This is a genomic window from Chitinophaga pinensis DSM 2588 (assembly GCF_000024005.1).
Classification (GTDB): Bacteria; Bacteroidota; Bacteroidia; order Chitinophagales; family Chitinophagaceae; genus Chitinophaga; species Chitinophaga pinensis.
Map to the genome: position 1 here is coordinate 3,073,816 of NC_013132.1, position 21,557 is coordinate 3,095,372.

Here is a 21,557-nt window from a genome sequence, read left to right on the forward strand (position 1 = left end):
ATTATATATAAAATATAGAAATTTGTTTCACGGATTGTGGTGCGACACGACACGCTCCAACCGGCCATATTTAGTTTAGTACATTAAAAAACCTATGAATCAGACAAATGAATCCCCATCCCGGAGTTTCGGCTTAGATTTCGCCCGCGCTCTTGCCATTATATTCGTATTGATGGCTCACTTCTTTAAACAACTTGATCACATAGGCTTTTGGGGAGTAGAACTATTCTTCGGATTAAGCGGATTCCTGATCGGACAGATTCTCTGGCGTAGTTATTCGGAGTCAAATGAATGGTCTTTCAAACACACCGTTAACTTCTGGTCACGTCGCTGGTGGCGTACCTTACCTAACTATTATTTGTTTCTTATCATCATGCTGTTTTACCATTACTTTATTGCCGGAGGATTGCCTGGCTTGTCTGTATTGGTAGAACATATCTGGTTCGGGCAAAATCTGTTGAGCCGTCAGGATGGTTTCTTTGGAGTAGCCTGGAGTTTGTGTATAGAGGAGTTTTTCTATCTCCTGTTTCCGTTGATATTATTTGCTATCAGCCGTTTGTTGACAAAAAGGAAAACGGCCTTTCTCGTTGCATTGAGTGTTATTTTCATTCTGTCTGCGGCAGTCCGTGAAATGTTGATACAACAGCATACCTCCACCGCCATCAGAGGTGTAACGCTTGCCAGACTAGATGCGATCGGCTGTGGCGTATTGGTGAGTTTCTGGCTGTCTAATGCCGAGATCACAAACCGTAAGAAATGGATGGCTTTTATAATCGGGTGTGTCCTTTTGTGTATCGCTTATTTAGGCGTCTATCATGCGGGTATGTTGTATAATGCGGATATTGAAAAGAGATATTTACTGGTAGTCAGCTCTCTCGGATTTTCACTTATGCTCCCTGCTGTAAGCATGTTACCAAGACCTCAGGGGATCTTCAGTATGTTCTCAAAATGGATAGACAGTCTGAGTTTCTGGTCTTACTCTATTTATCTGAGCCATATTCCGATTTTGTTTACCATCTACAAATTGGTTCAGCATAAGATGCTGTCAAAATTGGCAGCCCTGGTTCTTACACTGATTGTCTCTGCAATACTGTTTAAGTACTTTGAGACACCGATGATGAAAAAACGACCTAAGGAGATAGCGGCATAACCAGGTCAAAGTAGTTTTCAATAAATACTTTATATTAAAAATGGCCTCCGTGAGTCACTGACTTCCGGAGGCCATTTTTAATATAAATTGGGCAGTTTTACCTATTGGTGATATTCCGCGTTATATTCCATTTTCTATTTGTAGTAACAGATATAGGCTACATCTGCATCGCATATTACATCAAATGATGTATGCGCAGCTACTTCAAAGCTATCTCCCGCTTTATGTATGATCCAGTCGCCACCACTTACCTTTGTACTCATTTCGCCTGTAATAATGACCATTGTCTCAAGTGAACTGGTATTGAATACATAAGTTCCCTGTTTCATCACGCCAACGGTTGCAGGTCCTTTGTCTGTCTCGATACCGAGACTCTGCACCTTTCCATCAAAGTATACATTATGTTGAACCTTATCGGTGGTGGTTGAACTACTCATAGTGTTAATTTATTGAATATTTTTTTTCTGATGCCTCTAAATTAATTTTTTCCGTGATAAAATTATAGCCCCTGGTCCTGATCCGGTGTAAAATCACCTGACTGGGTCTTACTACTAATATACACGGGTGCCTCGGGCGTTGGCAGAAGGAAATATCAAAAATACTGCGGCGACATGCTGTAATAGATTTCGCCTCAGTATGTCTTTTATTCTTTGACGATCTACCTGATGGTCTTTTTACCATCGGTGATAATCTGTACAATATAGATACCTGTTGGCAATTTAATTACGTCCATATTGTAAGTAATGGCAGTAGTGATTCCAGAGATGTGTACTTTATCGCTCATGTCATAGAGGCTGATCTGGCTTTTCTGTCGCCATTGCTGCGGTAGTTGCTGTTGCCAGGCTTTCATATACCTGGAACCCGTAAATAGAGTATCCATGCTTGGAGCTACGGGCAGTACCATACATACGTACATATCTTGCGGTAGTAGATAACCGCAGGCAAATGATAAAGTGACATCTACACTGCGTATATGTTTTGTTAATGAACCGGGCGTCTCATTCTTGGCGTCATTGTAACTTACCCAAGATAAAATGTCAATGAAATAACTTCGCGTTAACTAAATCAGGTGATGATTTTTACTAGTTTCCGATAAATCTTCTTTTAAATGGAAAAAACGAAAAGGAATAATCTCTTAATAGTCATTGGTGTGGTTTTGGGCACTACAGTGGGAGGGTGGTTAGGACAGAAACTTGTCTTTGTTAATCCCTCATTTGAGAAGACCATGAATCAAGCCGCTAATGAGATCAATAAAAAATGCCCGCTATTGGTTGATAAAGAAACCCGGATTGATAATGCTGTCGTACTTCCCGGCAATGTTTTCCAATACAATTATACGCTCGTTAACTTTGATAGAGCTGCTATAGATACGACTCTTCTGAAACAGTCGATAGAACCAACAATACTTAACAATATTAAGACTAATCCTTTAATGGCTGAACTACGCAATCATAAAACAACCATTGCATACAATTACGTGGATAAAAAAGGAATTTTTATAGTCAGGATGGTGTTTACAGCTGAGCGGTATAACTAATATATACTGCAACTTTTCGTTGATGATAGTGAAATATAGTTTACCTGGATATACTTGGTGTCTCCTGACATGCATATAGGTTTTTTGAGAAATGATTAAAAGCGACAATGTATCAACAAGCTGTATGATTAAATCTGTAGCATACTACTACGAAAACATCTTCTGTTTTTTTCATACAGCGGTAAACAATCAACAATAAACGGTTGTTTACAATCTGTATTTCAGTGAATTGACAAACCCTTAAAATACCGGCACCTTATTCATGATACCCGAAAAAATGTCCACGACAAGAACCTCTGAATAACCAAATTCCAAAACTCCACTATATGAAAACACCACAAATGGATCAGGCTGTACGCCAGACCAGTGACGATGTGATCGAACACGCGTTCGACCAGGCTACACGCTGGACACGAGATTATGTATTCGATATCCTGAAAGATTTGGGTATCCATTATATTTTCGGTGTACCAGGGACCAATGAAATTCCCATTATAGACGGTACTTCTTATCCGGAAAATGAAGTACGTTATATTGAGTGTCTTCATGAAAACATTGCGATTGGCGCGGCAATGGGATCTGCCCGGATGACTGGTAAACCAGGAGTACTGGTTGTACACGTTACTCCCGGTATTGCCCATAGTATCGGCAACTTGTTCAATGCATACCGTTCCCAGGTACCACTGGTAATTCTTTGTTGCCAGCAACAGAATGAATTGATCACACAGGAACCACTGCTGGCCTCTAATCTGGTAGACCTTGCCAGACAATACACTAAATGGGCGCATGAAGTACGTACCCCTGAGGAAATTCCATTAGTATTACAACGTGCCTTTAAAGAAGCTATGGCGCCCCCTAATGGACCTGTGTTCGTATCAATCCCATGGGACTTTACGATGGTTGCTATTGAGGATGACGATAAGGTCAAAGGAGTAACCCGTATATCTCCACATTTTACAGGCGATAATGACGCTATCAGACAAGCAGCAGCTATTCTTTCCGCAGCTAAGAATCCTGTTATAGTAGCCGGTGATGCAGTTGGCTATGCAGACGCCTGGGCGGAATTGCAGGAATTGGCTGAACTGTTGGGTGCACCGGTCGTATTACAAAGCTTTAGCAGTCTGGCTAATTTCCCTAATAATGATTATCACTGGCAGGGAGAATTGCCTGGAAGTCAGGCGGGTGTCCAGGGCGTATTTAAAGATCATGATGTAGCATTCCTGATCGGATTTGGCGCACAGGCACAGTTGGCTGTATATAAATATTCCGACGGACCGCTGTTCCCTCCTGAACTGACACAGGTATACCTCACGAATAATACCTGGGATATTGCGAAGAACTATTATGGAGAAGCGGCGATCTTTGGTGATATTAAAGCAACACTGCCTATTCTGAACGATTATATTAAGCCTGCTCCGCCGGAAGGTGCTGCTGCCAGAAATGAAAAGATGCGCTTATTAGCAGTAAAAAGAGCAGTGGACTGGGATGCATATCTGCTGGAAGCAATGGAGCAGGAAGATATATGGTCTGTCGTTATCGCTAAAGCATTGAAAGAAGAAATTGAAGAAAGGGAACTGGTAGACGACTTCGTATACGTGCATGAGGCGGTATCTGATGGCGCTCCTTTCCAATATTATCTGCCATTCAGTACTAATGGAGCCAAACCGGTAAGCTATTACTGTGTAGCAGGAGGTTCACTAGGTTGGTCAATGCCGGCATCACTGGGTATCAAACTGGAGAATGCTTCATCACAGGGGACAGGTACGAAGCTGGTGATTAATGCCGTGGGAGATGGTTCTTCGCTGTTTTATCCACAGACCTACTGGACGGCAGCACATGAGCAGCTACCTATTCTGTATATCATTACAAATAACCAGGAATACCATACCCTGCAACTGGGATTAGAACAGGTAGTTGGTGCTTACGGCAGTGCACCTGGTTATGGCTGGAAACCCAAAACGATGGATCCGCCGTATCTGCGTCTTGAAAGACCCAAGCTCGACTTCGTATCACTGGCAAAAGCATTCGGTGGTGAGAACGGAGAAGTGGTGGAAACACCAGGAGCAGTGAAGGGAGCGATCAAACGAGGCATTGATCATGTACTCAATAATACTACATCTTATATACTTGATATGAGAATAGCAGGCAATACGCCGACAGCTCCATCCACATCTGACGCTATCACCGCTTATTACAGCAAGCAACCGGTATTGGATTATTTCCACCAGGATACGGTAAAAGCAAAACTGTTGTCCGTAGCTACTAACAGACATATACCATCCAACATTCCTTCAATCTTCTAAAACCATTATCATTATGGCAAACGAACAAATCGATATCGCCATCATAGGTGGCGGCGTTTCCGGTGTATATAGTGCCTGGAAACTGAAAAAACAGTTCCCTGATCAGAAGATCGTCGTATTCGAAGGCAGCGATCATATCGGAGGGCGTTTACTATCAGTAAAGCCACCTGAAATCCCATATATGACAGCAGAACTGGGTGGTATGCGTATCCTGGAAAATACCCAGAAACTGATCGTAGACCTGATTGAAACCCTAAATACGGAATTACCAGCTGCAGAAAAGATTACACTCTATGATTTTCCTGTAGATGAACCTCAGAATCTGGCCTATCTGCGTGGTGAATACCTGCGTCTGGTTGATTTTGCAACCAGACCCGATAAGGTACCGTATAATATGTCATTCCTGGAAGAAGGAAACGGTCCGGGTACTATTATTGTTAACGCTATCGAACAGATTGTACCAGGTATCACTAATCCTGATCTGACAGAGGACGAGCGTCGTGAAATGGCTAAAGTGGCTTCTTTTGATGGCTTACCTTTATATCATTGGGGTTTCTGGAATCTTTTGTACAGGGTGATCAGTAGTGAGGGTTACCAGTTTGCGATGGATGCAGGAGGTTATGATTCGACGTTGGTAAACTGGAATGCATGTGATGCTATTCCCTGGTACTTATCGGACTTTGGTATCTCTCCCAAATACAAAGGTTTTACCAATGGTTTCCAGCAGGTACCCATTGCATTGGCAGAGCTGTTTGAAAAGGATGGTGGAGATGTTCGTCTGGAACATCGGCTGCTGAACTTTGACTATACAGACGGACAGTTTACACTCAATTTTGCGAACGATCAAACGATCATTGCCGGAAAACTGATTCTGGCTATGCCGCGTCGGGCGCTTGATCTGATAATGCCTGATAGTCCTGAGTTAAAACGGATCCAGCCATTGATCAGCAGTGTTACACCAAGACCGCTGTTCAAACTTTTCACTACTTATGCAAATCCATGGTGGAGAATCGCAGGCTATACCAATGCGGAAGGAAAGTTCGTTCCTGTACAGTCAGGCCGTTCTGTAACCGATCTGCCGGTAAGACAAACATACTATTGGCCAAACAGTGATGGTACGCCAGCTGTAAATGGCAGGGCGATGTTACTGGCCAGCTATGATGATGGGAATAACATCGGCTTCTGGGATGGATTAAGGCCACAACGTTCTGCCGCCTGGAGAGCAGGTCTCTCACATGCAAAGATTGCTGATCCATTTATTGGAGATGATGATCAGAAGATTGATGGAAAGAACGCTGCACCGGTACAAGGCCAATTGAACCAGACATGGGATGAATATCAGGCCCCCCGTCGTATGGTGGCAGAAATAGCTCGTCAGTTACAGCAGATGCATGGATTGGATTATACGCCGTTGGTAAAAAGTGCTGCTTTCCGCGACTGGGGAGAAGATCCATATGGTGGCGGATGGAATAGCTGGAATATTGGTATCAGGAGTTGGGAAGTAAGAGACAAAATCACAAACCCGATAGCAGAGATACCATTATACATTTGTGGAGAAGCGTATTCCGATGCACAAGGATGGGTAGAAGGAGCCTTGCAGACTGCTGAGATCATGTTAGGTAAATTCCTGGCGCCGTCTGCGAATGCTAAACAAACCAATAATGTTAGTCAGCTGCAACCCAGCTGATAAATGATATGGGGTGTTGAAATACTAACGGCAAAGCAGTTGTACAACTGTTTTGCCGTTTTGTTTTGACTGCCGCTGTTATAATAATACACATAGCCAGACACCATGAATTTATTCATTGATCTCTTTGGGCAGTTTCAGGTAGAATAATAGATGTAAGAGCAAAAAAGTAAGGTTTGGAATCAACAGCAGTATCAGTTCGTCAAACCATGCTGCTTTGACGACTACTAGTATTGACAGAATAGTATAAGCTACAGGACCTCCAAAATAGCGCACAAGTTTACTGGCTTTGTCCGTAAGATAAGTTTGTATGTCTATGGACAGTACAGGTAATGCGGCCAGGAATAAAAACAGATGTTGAAAAATCTCTGCAACCGCAAAAATCATAAATAGTCCCTGTCCTTTTTCAAAGCCAGGGTTTGAAGCAGCGTAACAAATGAAGAATAGGAAACCTGATGATACAAACGAAAGTAACAACGTCAATAATAGGTTCTTGATTAGTAATCTGGTCATAGGTATTTTAAAAATTGAAGATATCCTGATTAAAAAAAAGTTAAGCCGGACGGAGATCGCCGGGGAGATAACGTTTCTTCCGAACTTCACCATCTACCATGAGAATGTACATATTCGTCTTATCCTCGTAATGGTAGAAACGAGATATAACATGTCCGGTGCGTAGTGTTTTAACATTAGGTCCGATAATGGTAACTACCCGCTGACCGAATTTAAATTCTGCAGGTGGCAGATTATCTCTTCTATTAATTAATTCTCCAAAAAAGACGCTCATTTCGTCCGCATTTGCCATTGTAAGTGTACGCATTACAGTTCCGAAAAAGTTGACGACGAAGTCATGGATCGCGCCATATGATACGGTCTTTTCTATCAGTAATTTTTCTCTCCTGCCGGTTGAAGAATCCCACCACATATATACCTGTATGTGTGTTCTATAGTCCGGGGTATCCCTCCACCTAACGGTTATTAAAGAACTGAAGGTGAAAGAAAAAGGTGTTTCGTTTACACCATAGCGCGGCCGTGTCAGCTGTTTATAGAAGCTGATCATGGCGGTTAGTTTGATAGGATTTTGATGCGTCCATCTAAGTACAGCACCAAGGCAGTATCCAGGGTGCAGGTACAATAAATCCTTACTTTAGGCGTCCAGTGTGGGCCGGCAGCAGAGATGATATTATGCTGTTTTGAAAAAAGCGCAATGTTCTGAAACATAGTTAACAGGGTTTTCTGATCATATAGGGATAGGCGAATATACTATTGTACATTCAAAAAACTGGCTTTTATGGCATTATCATCAATAGTGGCTAATCGACCAGGTAATGCGTGATAATTTTGCTGATAGTATCTGCTTTATTATAAACCATGAGATGCCCTCCGCCCTTAATGCGATAATCAGGGTGTACCAGCCGGCTGGTTATTACTCTGTCGGCTGTGCCGTGTATCTGGATAGTTCTCTCCGGTGCTTCTTTATTGTCCCAGTAGGCAATACTTTTTAATGCCCAGCGAAAGAAACGTACATCTGTATGCTTCAATAATTCTGTTAGTGTCTTTTTGTCTTTTGGTGACCGTGCGCCAAAATATTGATAGGTGAGAAAGTTCGTTCGTCGGATTAATGAACCGGGAATGATTCGATATAATCCCAATTTCATAAAGAAAAACTGTATCCTGTTTAATTCACTCTTTGTCCTGACAGAGGAGATCAGGACCATTTTATCTACCTTTATTTGCTTGGATACTTCCACTGCAACGATTCCCCCAAAAGATAGTCCGATGATATCTGGATTTTCAACGGTGATCTGACTCTTTATCCTGCCTGCATATTCCCTGATTGATTCATTTGGCAATGCGGGGATCCAGTTAATATAGATTTTGTGGACGCCAGGAAGTTCCAGGTTCATGAATATACTTGAGTCCGCCCCCAGACCACTAAAAAGATAAACAGTTTTTTCTTCCTTTATTGCTGTATCCTGTGGGGCCTGAGCACCCGCCACGAGGCTACTGAACATAAATAAAATTCCCCAAATCACTTTCACGCTTTGCGTCATAGATTGCTTCGCTTCTTGCCTGATAGACATTTTTAATATAGTAGTTTACGATATTACTGCAGTCAGGCACATTGTATTTTCCAATACCGGAGCCGCTGTAGTACAAGTTTCTTTCCGAAGATTATCCGTGCTTCTTGTTGAGGAAGTGTAGGAGTAGCCGCCGTAAAGTATTACCTATGGCAAGTTTGATACCATTTCTTAAAATGGGTCAAATTTAAGATACTTTCAGCAGTTGTTCGCTAAACTTAGCAGGCATTGAGGGGCGCTATCAGGTGGTTTATAGTTGAAGGATAGTGTTCCTTTACCCGGGAATGTTTTTGACTTGAAGCGTCTTCCAATGATTTGTAAGTCAGTTTCTAAAATAAAGTGTGGCTTTGATGTATGTTGCTTATAGTTAAACGTTTATTACAGTTTGAGAATATATTTTTTATACTTAATTTAAGAAGTGTCGGGCATACGTGATAATATTCATTCTTGCCCTGCTGCAACTATTTTGAGCCCTCCGCGTCCTTCTTGCAAACAAATTTTATCATTATACCATGTACAAAACTGCTTTAGCTTTTTCTCTTTATTTAATAGGTTCAATTTTTAACCCGGCTTTTGGCCAGGAGCGGCAATCTCCTGCACAATTGCAAAACCTGGCTGATAGCTTATATAAAGCAAAGCAATTTTCGCTTGCGGCAAGTTATTACCTGGCAGTAGTTGATAAGAGTGACTTTAAGGCAAAAAAAATGAGTGCCTATTATAATATGGCTTGTTGTCTTAGTCTTGCCGGAAAATCAGATTCAGCATTGATTATTTTGAAAGAGGCAATAAAAGCCGGTTATGATGACAAAGCTCATTTACAAAAGGATGAAGACCTGATTTCCTTACACACTTCATCTAGATGGAATGGTCTCATAAATAGTGTGCAGGAAAGCAAAAAGGTATTAAATACTGATCCTGCCAAAGCGAGTTTCATTACTACTGATATTCATCATTTCTGGAAAGCCTTTGATATCGCATCGAGGGACACTGCACATTTCAGGCAGATTATAAAGGAGGGATATTTTGATAAGGCCAGTAGAGGAATGAATGATTACATGGGCTATAAAGTGAGCAGTATTGACTTTTTCGTTGATCATATCCGCTCTGCACCTGCGTTCTACGCAGCCATTCGTAAGAGTACATTTAAGACAGATGAGTATAAGCCGGCCTTTCTGGCTTCCTATGTTAAACTAAAGTCCATATATGAGGATGCGCTGTTTCCTGATGTATATTTTGTAATAGGTGCGCTTACCAGTGGTGGAACGGTATCTGACGCCGGATTACTGCTGGGGGTGAATCAAACGGCCAAGGACAGTACAGTACCACTTAATGAGCTTAGTTTCAAACAAAGAACCAGGGTAAATAACATTTTGCTGTTACCATATCTGGTTGCTCATGAACTTATCCATTTCCAGCAGGATGGTATGAAAAATGACACTACCACCCTAAGCTATGTAATCCGGGAGGGAATGGCTGATTTTATTGGTGAATTAATCAGTGGAGGAAATGCCAACCAGGTGCTTTATAACTGGGCAAAAGGTAAGGAGAAACAAATATGGAGCAATTTTACGAAGGATATGTACTATAACAGGTACAGTAACTGGATAGCTAATTCTCAACAATCTACCCCAGATAATTTACCGGACCAGGGATATTGGATAGGTTATCAGATCTGTAAATCTTATTATGAGCAGTCTATAGATAAAAAGAAGGCTATTTACGACATGCTGCATATACAGGATTACGATGCATTTTTCCAACAGAGTAAATGGGCGGATAAAATCTCCACTTTACAGTAATTAGCTGGAAGTGTATTTGTAGTGAATATTTAGCGTGGAAGACATCAGCATAAATGATTTCGACCATCAAAGATCTGCAGGTGGCGAAATCATTTATGTTAAAGGGAAATCCTAGATTTACAGCAAACGCCTTAGGAACAAACCATAGTTTGCAGGCAAGGAGCCTGTTCCACTTACCTGTAGGAGGTCCGTACCTAATCCGAATTGCCAGCCTTTATGACTAACACCCGCTCTGATATATTGATTTGCAAAGTTATACCGGAGTCTATTATCATAGTTGAAATTATAGGAGCCGATAAATTGAGTAAACAAGCGCCAGGTTCCTTGTGTATTCAATCGCGGACTATAAGACATCAGTACAAAAAGCTCACTGTTAGGAGAGTGGACCGGTTCAAAGGAGCCGAAAGCGGTCAAAGATAGATCCCCAACATTATAACTATAGGCGATAGCTATTTGTGGCATGAAGCCAGTGTTTGTTACATAGCCACCACCGGCCAAACTAACGCCCTTGGCAATATCATAAAAGAACAGGGATTGACCTGTAAAACTGCTTTTATTTCGATCGGAATAAGGTGTTTCATACCTCAGATAGCCAAAATATCCAAACCGGCTTGTGGAATCCAGGTATTTGGTCATATACATTTGATGGGCAAATGCACGATGTCCTGCAAATACTTCCACCGGTATGTCACCTTGTTGGGCAAAGGCGGTCTGATAAAAAGCGAACAGTGTTATAATGCTAATAATGCCCAATTTTCTGGTCGTGGCCTTTAAGTACAGACTTATCTTTTTCATGTATTGAATTATTTATGTGAGGCGCGTTAAGGCACACCACTAGATTAGAAAGCATCACTAGTTTAGCGGGTCCTGACACATGGCCAGTGTATCATGAGCTGATTTATACAGGAGTATTTCCCGGCTGGAGAAGTGATCTTTTTACTATTGGATGGCAAAATTAGACTGGATATGAGGTCTAAAACAGGTACATTTAGGGTATAATTAGGTAGAATCAGCGTATGGTACGGGAAAATCTATATGAGTCTGTCCAGGTGTATTACGAAACATCAGATAGTTGTTTCGAGGGTGACAAGCAACTTAATTTTTTCGAGTTGTTTTATGTGCTTTCAGGGAAAGGCGCGCATATAGTGAATGGCAACAAAATACAGTTCAAAAAGAATGAACTCTTCCTGCTTACTCCCAATGACCGTCATAGTTTTGAAGTGGACGAATTCTGTGAATTTTTAGTGATCCGCTTTGGTCAGAACTATGTAGCCGAATTTCAATGGAAGAGTATTGACCAGATGGAATGTGTGCTTTTCCATGCATCCCACTTGTCTGAATCAATTTTGAAAAACCCGGAAGACAATGAGGCGGTAGCATCGCTTATGCAATACCTGTTGCGGATCCTTCAAAGAGATAATTTGTACAAGGAAGATCTTATCAGGCACCTGGTGAACGCGATTATTGTCATTGCAGCACGTAATCTATCTATCATCAGGCCACAGCGTATGCAGGAAAACGTGGATGAAAAGATTCTGGAAATGATTGATTACATCCAGGCCCATATCCACAAACCTGATATGCTAAAGCTTGAAGTGATGGCTGATAAGTTCGGCGTATCAAAAACCTATATCGGTGCTTATTTTCGCAGACAAGCCGGCGAATCGCTGCAACAATATATTTCGGCATACCGTATCAGATTGATTGAACACAGGCTGCGATTTAGTAATAAGAGGATTACTGAAATTGCTGAGGAGTTTGGGTTTGCAGACGAAAGCCATGTTAATAAATTTTTCAAGCGGCATACAGGGGTAAGATTGAAGTCTTATCGAACGAAAAATAGAGTGTAACAGTCGGATTATTGATAGGCTTTCACAACGCGTATACTACTTACGTGTTATGCGTTTTTTAGTTTCATTTTATAATATTTGTAGTCAATTGGATTTCGATGTTTTCCTATACCGTTTTACATACCTTATACTTTATTACAGCATATTCAATACTTATGTAAGATTTAACCCGTACCATGAACATTTAGATCTTTGTAAATCTTCTTGTAATAAATCTATACTGTTTTGTTGACGATAAATATAACAGAGATAAGCCGGTGTTAACTTTGGACCACATTTTTTAAATGTCCTATATGTCTGTATTTTAAATCCAGGTAGCGTGAATGTCAATGTATAATATGCCATGCGGTAATATAAGAGGTGCTGATTAAATAGGGGAAATGGCAATATATGGATGAATGCGAGATGCGATCTGCAGGTTTTATCAAATCAAAATTAAGTCACAATTTTATAAGTAAGCGTAAAGAGTACAATGGAAAAGAATTTTAGTAAAGGAGTGTTTCTCCTGACAAGTGTTTTGTTTTTTACTGTAAGTGTAAAAGCGCAGACCAACAAGCTTGATAATACGGGGAATGTTGGTATTGGAACCACGGCTCCTGTAGTGAAGCTGAGCGTGTATGGAGCCACCGAAGATGAAGCTGCCATTTCTGTTCAATCTGCGACCAACAGCCGTTTTTATATACAGCAAGGTGGCTCTGTATTGAAAATAGGAGGGACGACGCCAGGCACAGGTATCATCAATGTGTCAAATACCGGTAAGGTTGGTATTGGCACTAATGCTCCCGCTTCCATGTTGGATGTTGATGGCGATTTCAGATTGGGCGTTAGTACCGGAGGTACTGCATATTCTATTGGATTTACCCGTACGGTAGGAGCGCATCTTTATGGTACAACCGCTACAGGTTTGACTTTAGGTGGAGATCTCACGGGTACCGACGCTGTGATTTTACCGAACGGTAATTTTGGAATTGGCACAACTAATCCCTCTAATAAATTGGACGTTGCTAACGGTTCAATCAATATCGGAGCAGGTGCAAATATCGCATACAAAGCCGGTAGTTACCTTTCTATGGGTAACATGTTATATACTAACACACCATATATATCCTTTAATGCATTGTTGACTACTTCGGATAATAAGAACCTGTTTACGCCTAATTATAATGCAGGCGGCGGCTTAGTGATAAGAGGGGAAGCAGGCGGCAGCGGATTACATTTTTTACAAAAAAACTATAACAATGGTGCGGCGCCATATGATGTTAATACATTTACGGAAGCCCTTACACTTACATCTACAGGAACAGTTGGTATTGGTACTACCTCTACTGGCGTTCATAAACTGGCTGTAGAAGGGTCAATCGGCGCAAGAAAGGTAAAAGTTACTCTAACAGGATGGGCGGATTTTGTATTCGATCCCAATTACAAATTGCAGCCATTGTCGGAACTTGAAAATTATATCAAGACTAACAGGCATCTTCCTGATGTTCCATCTGCTACTGAAGTGGCAAAAGAAGGAGTGGACCTTGGAGAGATGAATAAGATCCTCTTGCAGAAGATCGAGGAACTTACACTGCATGTGATAGAGTTGGAAAAAAAGGTGAAAGATCTTAAGGCAGAAAATAATAAATAGTGCTGGCTTGGGTTGCAATTGCGTCTATTTGTACTGCCAGGTAGGATATTGTAACTGATCTCCTTTTAATCAAATAATTTACGCAGCTTCAGTACAAAGCCGGAAATAATTAAATAAGTTGTATAGCTCCGATTTGATACGACAGTCGGGGTATTTAAGGCAGTTGGCGAAAACTCGTCCAGCTGCCTTTATTTATTTATTGTTATTTGTTATTACTCTTTTTCCCTTCTGGTAAGTGATGGAAATATTTATCAAGGTCAACAGATGGCAACTTCTTCATGTTGCTGGTTGATCTTTCCCATGGTATTGTTTAGGTTTTAATCTCTCAAGTTTTCAACTTGATCCGATGCTTGTCAATTGACTGTCAATAATAGTGGTAAAAAGGGTTAAAACCTAAGGTCTAGTCAACTATCGGAAGCGAGTCTTGCGTAGTCATCAGAAATGATGGCACGAAGCGTAGACAGCGACTGCTGAAGGTATGCTATTGAGCCTCAAAATGACACCTGCTGGGTACGGCGGCTGGATTTGCCTCCGATATTTTTTAACTTTGAATACAGTACCATGGCCAAACAAGAACCACGATTCTCAAAAGAATTTCAAGCAGTTTAAGAGCAAACAAGAATTTCATTCCTTCTTTAATAGCCTGTTTAAGCATGGTGTGGAGGAGATGTTGAAAGCTGAACTTGACGAATACCTCGGTTATGAAAAACATAGCCCTGAGAGCCGTAACTCTGGCAATAGCCGCAATGCCTCCTACAAAAAAAAGGTAAAGACAGTAACGCTTGGTGTATACCACAAATACCATAGAAAATCTTAACAGGGGCATCCGTAAGTATACTAAGACCAAAGTTCAATTTACGGACGACGCATCAGCTCAGGAGGCCGTTTACTGGCTATAATGAATATCGAAAGGAAATGGAGCATACCGCTCCATAACTGGGGGTTGGTGCTCCATCAATATATTACTATTTTTGAAAACAGATGTCGAATCTGATCAGTTGACTATGTGTTTACACAATATATTTTATAATCTCCATGATAAAAAAGCTACACATTCGTTGTACAATTGCAAGATTGTAAATCGCCATTTTCGTACAAAGAACGTAGCTAAAACATTGTATCTGCGTTGCAAGTATCATGCTGTCTCAAATGATAAAGCAGATGCCTGGACGCTATTTTACTGTAATTGTATTCAGACACCTGCATTATAAGACACCAATCACTTTTGGTGTGGGTGTTGTTTTATAATAAGATACTATTTTCCAGCACTCATTCCTTCACTACAGCTGAAGTGTCGCTTGTTTGCAGAAAACATAGTCCCTTCATATTCAAACATCTAAACAGATCCCAGATCACTTTATCTCCTTCCAACCTAACAAGTACATTACCAACCATCACTCCCGCAGTGTGAGCCTTTCCTGCCCGATTGGATAGACGTGATTTTAATTGTAGGTCATAATATCGACCAATTACAACAGTCTCACAGTTACACATATTTACCTTTGGCGAGGCAATCTTAATAATTGGATTGCCCTTTTGGGCATATATGATATACACTGATTCAATGGAGTCAATACCACAAATCCTGTACCTTCCCTCTAAAATGGGAACCGAATCAACTCTCGCTTGAGACAATCCTTGTTGAAAACATACAAGAAACAAAAAAATAAAAAATAGCAAATTTCTCATGACCAATATTTGTTATGGGATAGGGTATGTATACAGTACATTACTCTTCTCACCCTTCATTTGATTAAAATAAATAATCGTACCACCTGACAGCGGCTGACTTACATGTTTTCCGTTTGCATCCTGATCAACTTCAAACTGCTCACCTGATTGTAGTACTGCAGTAGCATGTGCAATCTCATAAACACTTAAAGCTGCGCCCGATTGAGAAGACGCTTCACTAGTAGTTTGTGAGAGCCGCCCTGCTATGTAAGAGTCCGTTACCTCGTGACATTATATCTTTTCCTGGCTTTCCATAATAATTACCTTGGATTCCAATTGATCAGGATTAACTTGTTGAAACGACACAGCCTTAGTGATACCATCTTGTGTTATCACATCAGTGCCAAGAAAAGCTCCACCTACCACAATTTCTCCGTTTGGGTTTTTGTATACTTTCTGATCTTACCATTTAGATTCTCAATAAGATTGGTAGTGTAAATGATATGACGGATTTCAATAGTCTTATGGAAGATATTAACTGCTTGTCACCGGTACCCAGCGAATTAAAATCTTTGGCGCCATAAACGCTAAGTAAAAAATTATCGCAGACATCAGCAGGAAGGTGCTGCAAATTGTGGGTTTCCATGAATCGCTTTAAGCGAATCCACTTCCAATAGTGGCTTTCTAATGTCCCATCGGTTCGAAAAAGGTCTTCTTTCAACACCTTCAATATCTAGGTTGTGACAGATTCAAATATTCGAGAATTGTCTCTCATAAATCGCTATTTGGGTTACGGAAACATTACCATAACCCAAATAAAAAATTATACAGGGAAATAAAGACAACTTTATTAAAAAAGTAAATTTATATTACATGACATTCTATTCCGACATCAGGGCTGATCTCCAGGACAAGCCTCGCCGATAACAAAAGGATCAGCCCGAATAAGTCGGCTTGTAAAAAAAAGTCTTTAAATATTAATTGACTTTATCGAATACGGTCGTCCAGGAACGCCCACTGTCGAATAAGTTTGATTTTGCATTGGCGTGAACGGAAATAGACTTGCCATCATTGCTCAACTTCCAAACCTCTGTTACGTAAACCAATAGTTGCTCCTGAACATCTGCGTGGTAAGGAGTGGCAACCATCAGGTGTACAATTGAGTTCACCGTCATGGTTTGTCCATCATCTGACAACTTTACGGTAGACTTCTTTCCTCTCTCCCGGCCATGATTGATTTGGCTTTCTTTACCGTCGAAGGTCAGTTTCTCCTGGCTTGTAGCCAGCGCTGCGCCAGGAGACGAGCTTGATACCTCTATGGTTAGAAAATTTGCCTGCTCTGCTATTTTCATTGTTTGAGCCAGCATACGATCACCCGAGTTATAGCAGCAAACAATATTTCCGCCCATACTTATCGACTCTTTGGATTTCCATTCGCCAGAAAAGTTAGCTCGATGAGTATCATTTTTTTGTTGAGCCTGTACGGCAAAATAAATTACTCCTGTTAACAGAATAATCAGGAAGGGCAAAAGGTTTTTTTATTTTTCATATCCTATTAAAGTTTGATACAGCGAACCTACTTTAATCCTTTTAGTTTGAAGGGTCAGGAGTGTAAATTTAAATGTAACCTTTGTAAATTATTGTAAAAGCACCTTGGACCTCTAATTTAAGCGAATGTAAAATAATAATCTGAGAACCAATGCTTTGCCCCTTTTACATTGACATAACCGATTACTAAAAATAAGAGCTTGGAAAAGGCCTTGCATTTGTGGGACGCCAATATAAACTGGAAATAAATGAATCGGATTATTTCTTGGATTTGTTGTTTTATCATTTGCATCTACGATGCTATGTTGTAATAGAATCAAAAGCGGGCAAATTCAAGCCAGAATATGCCGGTAAATTAAACTTCTACTTATCCGCCGTGGATAGTCAGCTAAGGCATTCAACTGATAATGCATCAATAGGGATTATCTTGTGTAAAATGAAAGACAAGATAGAAGTTGAATACTCTCTTCGTGATATGAATAAACTTATCGGCGTTATCGCTTTCGAGTTATCCGAGGTAACATATCAAAGGCAGACTGGGGTGATACGGGAACACAGGAGAGCCTAACGTCTCCAAACGGAAGTCGGTTCATGGGATTGACCGAACAAGAATAATCCGGGCTTACAGGGTTTGTATCGTCACCTTGTTAAGCGCTAAGAAAAGGCGATATCGGGAGGTATCCGAATCGAGAGAAATCGAAGGTAAGGAGAAGGACGAAGGCAGTCTTAGCATCCTCATAGTACCGTTAGAAGGGTGGGAAATCAGCTCTATGAAAGCCACTTAGTAGGGAAGGGGGATGTCTGTTTACGGAATTAGCATCTTAGCAACACTAAATGTACCAGAGACATGAACGAAGTGTTAACAGTAGAGATGCAGATAGCGGCTCGGGCAATGAAGTATCCGGGAGAAGCGCTGACAAACCTGCATGATTTTATTGATATCAGACTATTGCATGACTGCTTCGATTCCCTGAATAAGAAGGGTGCAAGCGGAGTAGATGCGGAGAAATGGACTGATTACAATGAACAAAGAAATGAGAGAATCCCCGAGTTATTGACGGCCTTTAGGAGCGGTAACTACCGTGCACCCAACATCCGGCGGGTATTTATACCTAAAGGAGATGGAAAGCTGCGTCCGTAGGTCTTCCGACAGTGGAAGATAAGCTGTTGCAGACGCCTGTGTCGCGCGTCCTGACCCCGATATATGAAGGGATATTCTATCATGAATCGTATGGATTTAGGCCGGGCAAATCCCAACACCAGGCATTAGAAAGAACTGTCCAGAAAAGTGAGCATGAACCGGACGCGTTACATTATAGACGCAGACATGCAAAACTACTTTGGTAGCATCAATCATGGTTGCCTGCGTGAGTTCCTTTGACCTAAAGATAAAAGATGGTGTGATAAGGAAAATGATAGACAAGTGGTTGAAGGCAGGTATACTTGAAAAGGGTTAGGTCGTGTATCCTACGGAAGGTACTCCTCAGGGGAGGTAGCATATCTCCGTTACTGAGTAACATTTACCTACACTATGTACTGGATACCTGGTTTAAAGATCAAATCCAGCGATTACTGAAGGATGACAGTTTTATGATCCGTTTTGCGGATGACTTTCTTCTTGGGTTTACCAACAAGGAAGATGCATTACGAGTGATGGCAGTTTTACCGAAACGATTAAGTAAATACGGACTGACCCTACATCCAGACAAGACCAGATTAATAGATCTGGACGATGATGGAGAAGATCATCCCCGTACCACGTTTGACTTCTTAGCTTTTACTCACTATATAAGTAAAAGCCGAAATGGAAAACGTATCCTTAAGCGGAAAACAAGCAGTAAGAAACTGAATGCGGCTTTGAAGCGTCTGAGTGACTGGATCAAGTTCTATAGACACAAGCTACCTATAGCAGAACTTATAGAATCACTGAACCAGAAACTACGCGGCCACTATGCCTACTATGGTATAACATTCAATATCAGGAAGCTGCACACGTACTATAACCGGACTAAAAACTTACTCTATAAATGGCTAAACCATCGAGGGGGTAAGCGTGTCTGGACATGGGAAAAGATAAGGAAGCTAACGATGGAGTGGATACCCCTTGTAAGACCGAAGGTCTATCACAGTTATCAATTAGCGAAACCGTAAACAGAGGAACCGTATGCGGGAAATCCGCTCATGGGGGTCTGTGGGGGAGCGGGGAGGTAACGAACCGCTCTACCCGGAACCAATGGCTTTTGATTGTCGTTAAGTTATCCAAATTAGTGACAGTTGATTGTTAGCCAATCGCTCTTTGTCAGGGAAATAAGGAAACTTATCGTCCGAGATTTTATGGCCAAACAGTTTCCTAAAGGTTTCTGTTCTTAGTTTTTTACCAATATGCTATTTAAATTTATGGGCATTTTTATTTTCTTCCAAGAGGAATTAATAGATTGCTGAGATGTTGATCTTTGTTGTATACAAATCCATGGGCAAGTACGTGTGTTGAGGTTAAATTTTGTTTCACCACCAACTTGTAGTAGAGAGAAAGATACCGTTTTATTTAATTTGGCTGTAGGAAGCGAATAGCCATTTTTACCTAAATATTCTATGAGCATTGTTCCATTATAAAATGAATGAAGACTGTATGAGCCTGCTTGATTTGAAATCAATGGTTTGATGTCATATGTGAGAGTTATCCATGGATGACATTTATTCATGGATATACAATAAGTCAAATTATTGAAAGTATAAGGGTATAATTCCATTCGTAATTTTTCATCTTCTTCAAAAATTGTATCGTGGTTGAAATTTTTTTCAGTGAAAGTCAAGTGCATTTTGGACATGAAATTCTGCAGTATGAATGTGTCGATTTTTGTCATATAGTTTGTGGAATGAATTTTAGGCAAATACTTAACAATGTAAGGAGTATCATTAATCCCAGAAATTTGAACTGACCCGCTATTAATTTCAGTAAGTGAATCGGCAAATCTGAGTATCGATAAATAGTTTTGATATTTATCGTCATTTTCTTCAATCCAAATTTTTTCACTTATTCTAATTATGATTGGCTCTAAAGGGTGTTGGAGTTCATTTGTTTTTTGCTTGAGTATATTAAAGTTTTCCATCGATTCGGTCATGTTTGATGACATTTTTTCTGCGGCAATGTAGATGCTGTCAGTTCTGTGTCTAAGGCTATCAATCTTTGCTTGCTCAATCGAATCTTTAAAGTTTCGTGTAGATTCAGCGATAGAGTCTTTTATGTATTCGGCTACAGAGTTATTTAAGTCTTTCTGACGCTTGAGAATTTCTTTTACCTCGTTTAGTTTTTTGTCAATAAGTATTCCAGATAAAATCACGAAGACAGAGATGCTTGCTCCTATTACGGAAATGGTATGCCAGGGAGTTCTTTTTTTTTGTGTAATTTCTCTCTCGCCGTCAAAATATGTGATTTCTTTTTCTTTTTTTAAAAAGAACCCACCGATTGTAAATATAAACGTAAGAATAGGAGCAATTAATTTCGTACAAAAATCCAGAAGCTCAAGTAATGTTTGTGACATAAGGCGGATAATTAATTATGTAATAGTTTTTACGTAAAAAAGTTTGACTAGCAACAAAAAAGAGAAGTGAGCTTAGCTCCCTATCAGATCTCTTTTTGAGATATCTTCCTCATTTGTAAAGAGTAGGTTAATATTAGTTGCCTTTCAGCGATTAAGGTAACCTATTGCCTATAGACGTGTCATGTTGAGGATTTAAAGAAAAGTTGAGTAAGTGAAGTGGGGATAACAGACAGCAATACAGATTCGATTTTTTATGACTAATCGTTTGAAAAATAAACCTCATTGTTGTGTCGACAAGTGTTGAACTTAATCCATAAATATCACCTGTTACAGTCATATACATGACATTAAGCCAACTTATTCATTTACAAGGTAAAGGCTTATTTGATATTGCTCGTCAATAATAGTGGTAGGATATTAGGAGGATAAACTTGAATCGAACCTGTATTTAATTGATTATAATATAGTTACGCGAGCTCCGCTACTGGGCACAAAAATAACAAGACCCGCTCTTAGTGAAGTGAGCGGGTCTTGTTATTTTTGTGCCCAGAACTGGATTCGAACCAGCACACCCTTGCGAGCGCTGCGACCTGAACACAGTGCGTCTACCAATTTCGCCATCTGGGCATCTGTTTTCCGTGTCAGGGAGTGCAAATGTATAACTTTTATCCTTATTATGAAATATTTTTTTATCCATCCTCTTTATTCCGGACGCTGCCGTCCGGAAATGCAATCTGGTAAAGGATCTGTCTCCTAAAA

The 21,557-nt window shown here is 40.5% G+C and carries 18 protein-coding genes, 1 tRNA gene and 2 pseudogenes; 12 read left to right on the forward strand and 9 right to left on the reverse strand.

From position 1 onward, the window contains the following. The first annotated feature begins 94 nt into the window (after positions 1 to 94). Entirely contained in the window at positions 95 to 1,150 is a 1,056-nt protein-coding gene (locus CPIN_RS36575; RefSeq protein WP_012790161.1) for an acyltransferase family protein, read from the forward strand. A 134-nt stretch (positions 1,151 to 1,284) separates the two neighbouring features. On the opposite strand, the gene ppnP is transcribed toward CPIN_RS36575, so the two are convergent. Beyond that, positions 1,285 to 1,587, reverse strand: a complete 303-nt coding sequence (gene ppnP, locus CPIN_RS12485; protein WP_012790162.1) for a pyrimidine/purine nucleoside phosphorylase — start codon at positions 1,585 to 1,587, stop codon at positions 1,285 to 1,287. A gap of 221 nt (positions 1,588 to 1,808) precedes the next feature. Then, complete coding sequence (locus tag CPIN_RS12490) at positions 1,809 to 2,030, reverse strand: T9SS type A sorting domain-containing protein (RefSeq protein WP_187294759.1); 222 nt, start codon at positions 2,028 to 2,030, stop codon at positions 1,809 to 1,811. Between the two features lie 228 nt (positions 2,031 to 2,258). Here CPIN_RS12490 and CPIN_RS36580 point away from each other — a divergent pair, with 228 nt between their 5' ends. The 3 genes from CPIN_RS36580 (at position 2,259) to CPIN_RS12505 (ending at position 6,677) form a co-directional block, all read left to right on the forward strand. Next, positions 2,259 to 2,687, forward strand: coding sequence for a DUF8479 domain-containing protein (locus tag CPIN_RS36580; RefSeq protein ID WP_012790164.1), 429 nt, complete (start codon positions 2,259 to 2,261; stop codon positions 2,685 to 2,687). Positions 2,688 to 3,013: 326 nt separating this feature from the next. Continuing rightward, positions 3,014 to 4,990: a thiamine pyrophosphate-binding protein gene (locus CPIN_RS12500; RefSeq protein WP_012790165.1), complete on the forward strand. Its 1,977-nt coding sequence runs from the start codon at positions 3,014 to 3,016 to the stop codon at positions 4,988 to 4,990. A 13-nt stretch (positions 4,991 to 5,003) separates the two neighbouring features. After that, positions 5,004 to 6,677 (forward strand): flavin monoamine oxidase family protein, encoded by a 1,674-nt coding sequence (locus tag CPIN_RS12505; RefSeq protein ID WP_012790166.1) that lies wholly within the window; start codon positions 5,004 to 5,006, stop codon positions 6,675 to 6,677. 111 nt (positions 6,678 to 6,788) lie between these two features. Here CPIN_RS12505 and CPIN_RS12510 read toward each other — a convergent pair whose 3' ends face one another. From CPIN_RS12510 to CPIN_RS12520, 3 genes are all read right to left on the reverse strand, one after another. Beyond that, positions 6,789 to 7,064, reverse strand: coding sequence for a hypothetical protein (locus tag CPIN_RS12510; RefSeq protein ID WP_044218513.1), 276 nt, complete (start codon positions 7,062 to 7,064; stop codon positions 6,789 to 6,791). A gap of 166 nt (positions 7,065 to 7,230) precedes the next feature. Further along, complete coding sequence (locus tag CPIN_RS12515) at positions 7,231 to 7,737, reverse strand: hypothetical protein (protein WP_012790168.1); 507 nt, start codon at positions 7,735 to 7,737, stop codon at positions 7,231 to 7,233. Positions 7,738 to 7,990: 253 nt separating this feature from the next. Further along, on the reverse strand, positions 7,991 to 8,761 hold the full coding sequence (locus CPIN_RS12520) for an alpha/beta hydrolase (RefSeq protein WP_012790170.1): 771 nt from the start codon (positions 8,759 to 8,761) through the stop codon (positions 7,991 to 7,993). 509 nt (positions 8,762 to 9,270) lie between these two features. Between CPIN_RS12520 and CPIN_RS12525 the strand changes: the two genes are divergently transcribed. Next, positions 9,271 to 10,557: a TPR end-of-group domain-containing protein gene (locus CPIN_RS12525; protein ID WP_012790171.1), complete on the forward strand. Its 1,287-nt coding sequence runs from the start codon at positions 9,271 to 9,273 to the stop codon at positions 10,555 to 10,557. Positions 10,558 to 10,674: 117 nt separating this feature from the next. On the opposite strand, the gene CPIN_RS12530 is transcribed toward CPIN_RS12525, so the two are convergent. Beyond that, positions 10,675 to 11,352: a hypothetical protein gene (locus CPIN_RS12530; RefSeq protein WP_012790172.1), complete on the reverse strand. Its 678-nt coding sequence runs from the start codon at positions 11,350 to 11,352 to the stop codon at positions 10,675 to 10,677. A 221-nt stretch (positions 11,353 to 11,573) separates the two neighbouring features. Between CPIN_RS12530 and CPIN_RS12535 the strand changes: the two genes are divergently transcribed. The 4 genes and pseudogenes from CPIN_RS12535 to CPIN_RS39805 form a co-directional block, all read left to right on the forward strand. Continuing rightward, positions 11,574 to 12,407, forward strand: coding sequence for a helix-turn-helix domain-containing protein (locus tag CPIN_RS12535; protein WP_012790173.1), 834 nt, complete (start codon positions 11,574 to 11,576; stop codon positions 12,405 to 12,407). A 472-nt stretch (positions 12,408 to 12,879) separates the two neighbouring features. Further along, positions 12,880 to 14,037, forward strand: coding sequence for a hypothetical protein (locus CPIN_RS36585; RefSeq protein ID WP_012790174.1), 1,158 nt, complete (start codon positions 12,880 to 12,882; stop codon positions 14,035 to 14,037). Between the two features lie 496 nt (positions 14,038 to 14,533). Next, positions 14,534 to 14,854 (forward strand): transposase, encoded by a 321-nt coding sequence (locus CPIN_RS38620; protein ID WP_071820371.1) that lies wholly within the window; start codon positions 14,534 to 14,536, stop codon positions 14,852 to 14,854. Further along, positions 14,817 to 15,031, forward strand: a pseudogene (locus tag CPIN_RS39805) (transposase); the annotation flags it as partial. The gene CPIN_RS38620 and the pseudogene CPIN_RS39805, both read left to right, overlap by 38 nt. A 1,654-nt stretch (positions 15,032 to 16,685) precedes the next feature. On the opposite strand, the gene CPIN_RS12555 reads toward CPIN_RS39805, so the two are convergent. Further along, a complete protein-coding gene (locus CPIN_RS12555) occupies positions 16,686 to 17,237 on the reverse strand; it encodes a hypothetical protein (RefSeq protein WP_012790176.1) in 552 nt (183 codons plus the stop codon). A 227-nt stretch (positions 17,238 to 17,464) separates the two neighbouring features. Here CPIN_RS12555 and CPIN_RS12560 point away from each other — a divergent pair. The 3 genes and pseudogenes from CPIN_RS12560 to CPIN_RS39165 form a co-directional block, all read left to right on the forward strand. Continuing rightward, positions 17,465 to 17,824, forward strand: a pseudogene (locus CPIN_RS12560) (PDDEXK nuclease domain-containing protein); the annotation flags it as partial. Between the two features lie 279 nt (positions 17,825 to 18,103). Continuing rightward, positions 18,104 to 18,397, forward strand: a complete 294-nt coding sequence (locus CPIN_RS39160; protein WP_222838198.1) for a hypothetical protein — start codon at positions 18,104 to 18,106, stop codon at positions 18,395 to 18,397. 302 nt (positions 18,398 to 18,699) lie between these two features. Further along, entirely contained in the window at positions 18,700 to 19,407 is a 708-nt protein-coding gene (locus tag CPIN_RS39165; protein ID WP_222838199.1) for a reverse transcriptase domain-containing protein, read from the forward strand. A gap of 215 nt (positions 19,408 to 19,622) precedes the next feature. Here the strand turns inward: CPIN_RS39165 and CPIN_RS12570 are convergent, their stop codons facing one another. Then, positions 19,623 to 20,798 (reverse strand): hypothetical protein, encoded by a 1,176-nt coding sequence (locus tag CPIN_RS12570; RefSeq protein ID WP_012790177.1) that lies wholly within the window; start codon positions 20,796 to 20,798, stop codon positions 19,623 to 19,625. Between the two features lie 543 nt (positions 20,799 to 21,341). Continuing rightward, positions 21,342 to 21,425 (reverse strand) — tRNA-Leu (locus tag CPIN_RS12575). Between the last annotated feature and the right edge of the window lie 132 nt (positions 21,426 to 21,557).

Bases quoted from the DNA above. Each gene is read 5' to 3' on its own strand.
- CPIN_RS36575 (WP_012790161.1), top strand. From the start codon at position 95: ATGAATCAGACAAATGAATCCCCATCCCGGAGTTTCGGCTTAGATTTC.
- ppnP (WP_012790162.1), bottom strand. From the start codon at position 1,587: ATGAGTAGTTCAACCACCACCGATAAGGTTCAACATAATGTATACTTT.
- CPIN_RS12490 (WP_187294759.1), bottom strand. From the start codon at position 2,030: ATGGATACTCTATTTACGGGTTCCAGGTATATGAAAGCCTGGCAACAG.
- CPIN_RS36580 (WP_012790164.1), top strand. From the start codon at position 2,259: ATGGAAAAAACGAAAAGGAATAATCTCTTAATAGTCATTGGTGTGGTT.
- CPIN_RS12500 (WP_012790165.1), top strand. From the start codon at position 3,014: ATGAAAACACCACAAATGGATCAGGCTGTACGCCAGACCAGTGACGAT.
- CPIN_RS12505 (WP_012790166.1), top strand. From the start codon at position 5,004: ATGGCAAACGAACAAATCGATATCGCCATCATAGGTGGCGGCGTTTCC.
- CPIN_RS12510 (WP_044218513.1), bottom strand. From the start codon at position 7,064: ATGATTTTTGCGGTTGCAGAGATTTTTCAACATCTGTTTTTATTCCTG.
- CPIN_RS12515 (WP_012790168.1), bottom strand. From the start codon at position 7,737: ATGATCAGCTTCTATAAACAGCTGACACGGCCGCGCTATGGTGTAAAC.
- CPIN_RS12520 (WP_012790170.1), bottom strand. From the start codon at position 8,761: ATGTCTATCAGGCAAGAAGCGAAGCAATCTATGACGCAAAGCGTGAAA.
- CPIN_RS12525 (WP_012790171.1), top strand. From the start codon at position 9,271: ATGTACAAAACTGCTTTAGCTTTTTCTCTTTATTTAATAGGTTCAATT.
- CPIN_RS12530 (WP_012790172.1), bottom strand. From the start codon at position 11,352: ATGAAAAAGATAAGTCTGTACTTAAAGGCCACGACCAGAAAATTGGGC.
- CPIN_RS12535 (WP_012790173.1), top strand. From the start codon at position 11,574: ATGGTACGGGAAAATCTATATGAGTCTGTCCAGGTGTATTACGAAACA.
- CPIN_RS36585 (WP_012790174.1), top strand. From the start codon at position 12,880: ATGGAAAAGAATTTTAGTAAAGGAGTGTTTCTCCTGACAAGTGTTTTG.
- CPIN_RS38620 (WP_071820371.1), top strand. From the start codon at position 14,534: ATGACACCTGCTGGGTACGGCGGCTGGATTTGCCTCCGATATTTTTTA.
- CPIN_RS39160 (WP_222838198.1), top strand. From the start codon at position 18,104: ATGAACGAAGTGTTAACAGTAGAGATGCAGATAGCGGCTCGGGCAATG.
- CPIN_RS12570 (WP_012790177.1), bottom strand. From the start codon at position 20,798: ATGTCACAAACATTACTTGAGCTTCTGGATTTTTGTACGAAATTAATT.